This is a genomic window from Desulforhopalus sp., from assembly GCA_030247675.1.
Taxonomy (GTDB): Bacteria; Desulfobacterota; Desulfobulbia; order Desulfobulbales; family Desulfocapsaceae; genus Desulforhopalus_A.
Window position 1 is genome coordinate 1 of the sequence record JAOTRX010000021.1, and the last position, 2,881, is coordinate 2,881.

1 rRNA gene is annotated in these 2,881 nt (G+C 52.5%); it reads left to right on the top strand.

From position 1 onward, the window contains the following. Positions 1–3: 3 nt before the first annotated feature. Positions 4–2,881, top strand: a 23S ribosomal RNA gene (locus tag OEL83_21095); the annotation flags it as partial.

A 2,881-nucleotide genomic window follows, 5' to 3' on the forward strand; every position in this document is an offset into this window, starting at 1 on the left:
TATGATCAAGCAATAAAGAGCATAGGGTGGATGCCTTGGCACCAGACGCCGATGAAGGACGTGGTAAGCTGCGAAAAGCTGCGGGGAGTTGCAAGCAAACATTGATCCGCAGATGTCCGAATGGGGAAACCCATCTGCCGTAGTGGGCAGATATCCGTACATGAATACATAGTGTGCGGAAGGGAGACTCGGGGAACTGAAACATCTAAGTACCCGAAGGAAGAGAAAGAAAGTATCGATTTTCTGAGTAGCGGCGAGCGAAAGGGAAACAGCCCAAACCGAGGCCTACGGGCGTCGGGGTTGCGGACGAGCCATAGAGTAAGAGGTAGCCTAGTCAAAGAGTGCTGGAAAGCGCCGCCGTAGAGGGTGATAGCCCCGTAGACGAAAGGTGAAGACTGAAAGAGCTCGATCCAGAGTACCACGGGACACGTGAAATCCTGTGGGAAGCAGGGAGGACCATCTCCCAAGGCTAAATACGATCTGGTGACCGATAGCGCATAGTACCGTGAGGGAAAGGTGAAAAGAACCCCGGGAGGGGAGTGAAATAGAACCTGAAACCCTATGTTTACAAGCAGTGGAAGCGCCTGAAGACGCGCGACCACGTACTTTTTGTAGAACGGGCCAACGAGTTACGTTACGCAGCAAGGTTAAGTGCTTAAGGTACGGAGCCGAAGCGAAAGCGAGTCTGAATAGGGCGAAAGTTGTGTGACGTAGACCCGAAACCGGGTGACCTATCCATGAGCAGAGTGAAGCAAAAGTAAAATTTTGTGGAGGCTCGAACCCATGTCTGTTGAAAAAGGCTGGGATGACTTGTGGATAGCGGAGAAATTCCAATCGAACTCGGAGATAGCTGGTTCTCCCCGAAATAGCTTTAGGGCTAGCCTTAAAGAATGAGACACGGAGGTAGAGCACTGAATGGCCTAGGGGCTTTCACCGGCTACCGAAGCTTATCAAACTCCGAATGCCGTGATCTTAACTTTAGGAGTCAGACCATGTGTGATAAGATTCATGGTCGAAAGGGAAACAGCCCAGACCGTCAGCTAAGGTCCCAAAATGCAGGTTAAGTGGAAAAGGATGTGGAATTGCACAGACAACTAGGATGTTGGCTTAGAAGCAGCCATACATTTAAAGAGTGCGTAATAGCTCACTAGTCGAGTGGTTCTGCGCCGAAAATGTCCGGGGCTAAAACCTGCTACCGAAGCTACGGCTTGATGCTTATGCATCAGGGGTAGGGGAGCATTGTGTAAGGGCAGAAGGTATACCGAAAGGCGTGCTGGACATTACACAAGAGAGAATGTTGGCATGAGTAGCGAGAGGCAGGTGAGAATCCTGCCCGCCGAAAATCTAAGGTTTCCTGGGGAAGGTTCGTCCGCCCAGGGTAAGTCAGGACCTAAGCTGAGGACGAAAGTCGTAGGCGATGGACAACAGGTGAAGAGTCCTGTACCGCCAAATAGCGTTTGAGAGATGGAGTGACGCAGGAGGATAGGCAGAGCGCACGGTTGGAAGAGTGCGTCCAAGGGCGAAGTCTGTACGGGGAGGCAAATCCCCCTGTATAAGGATGACGCTTGACGGGGAGTGAAACTAAGTAACGAAGCTGCTGATTTCAGACTGACAAGAAAAGCTTCTATCGAGTTATAAGGCGCCTGTACCGCAATCCGACACAGGTAGATGAGTAGAGAATACTAAGGCGAGCGAGAGAACCATTGTTAAGGAACTCGGCAAAATAACCCCGTAACTTCGGGAGAAGGGGTGCCCCAGACGGTGTCAAAGCCGACTGGGGCCGCAGAAAACAGGCCCAAGCGACTGTTTAACAAAAACACAGGTCTCTGCTAAATCGAAAGATGATGTATAGGGGCTGACGCCTGCCCGGTGCTGGAAGGTTAAGAGGAAGTGTCAGAGCGATCGAAGCACTGAATTGAAGCCCCAGTAAACGGCGGCCGTAACTATAACGGTCCTAAGGTAGCGAAATTCCTTGTCGGGTAAGTTCCGACCCGCACGAAAGGCGTAACGATTTGGGCACTGTCTCAACAATGGACTCGGTGAAATTGTAGTATGGGTAAAGATGCCCATTACCCGCAGCAGGACGGAAAGACCCCGTGGAGCTTTACTGTAGCTTGGCACTGAACATTGGTATTGGATGTACAGGATAGGTGGGAGACTAAGAGGCATGGACGCCAGTCTGTGCGGAGTCAACGTTGGGATACCACCCTTTCAATATCGCTGTTCTAACCCGAAGCCGTGATCCGGCTTGGGGACACTGCCAGGTGGGCAGTTTGACTGGGGCGGTCGCCTCCCAAAATGTAACGGAGGCGCTCAAAGGTTCCCTCAGTGCGGTTGGAAATCGCGCGAAGAGTGCAAAGGCAAAAGGGAGCTTGATTGCGAGACAGACAAGTCGAGCAAGTACGAAAGTAGGACTTAGTGATCCGGCGGTACCGAATGGAAGGGCCGTCGCTCAACGGATAAAAGCTACCCCGGGGATAACAGGCTTATCTCCCCCAAGAGTCCACATCGACGGGGAGGTTTGGCACCTCGATGTCGGCTCGTCTCATCCTGGGGCTGAAGTAGGTCCCAAGGGTTGGGCTGTTCGCCCATTAAAGAGGCACGCGAGCTGGGTTCAGAACGTCGTGAGACAGTTCGGTCCCTATCCGCTGTGGGCGCAGGAAATTTGAGAGGCGCTGTCCTTAGTACGAGAGGACCGGGATGGACGCACCGCTGGTGTATCGGTTGTTCCGCCAGGAGCACGGCCGAGTAGCTATGTGCGGCAGGGATAAGCGCTGAAGGCATCTAAGCGCGAAGCCCCCCTCAAGATGAGATTTCCCATTCGAAAGAAGTAAGACCCCTGATAGACTAACAGGTTGATAGGTCTGAGGTGTAAGAGCGG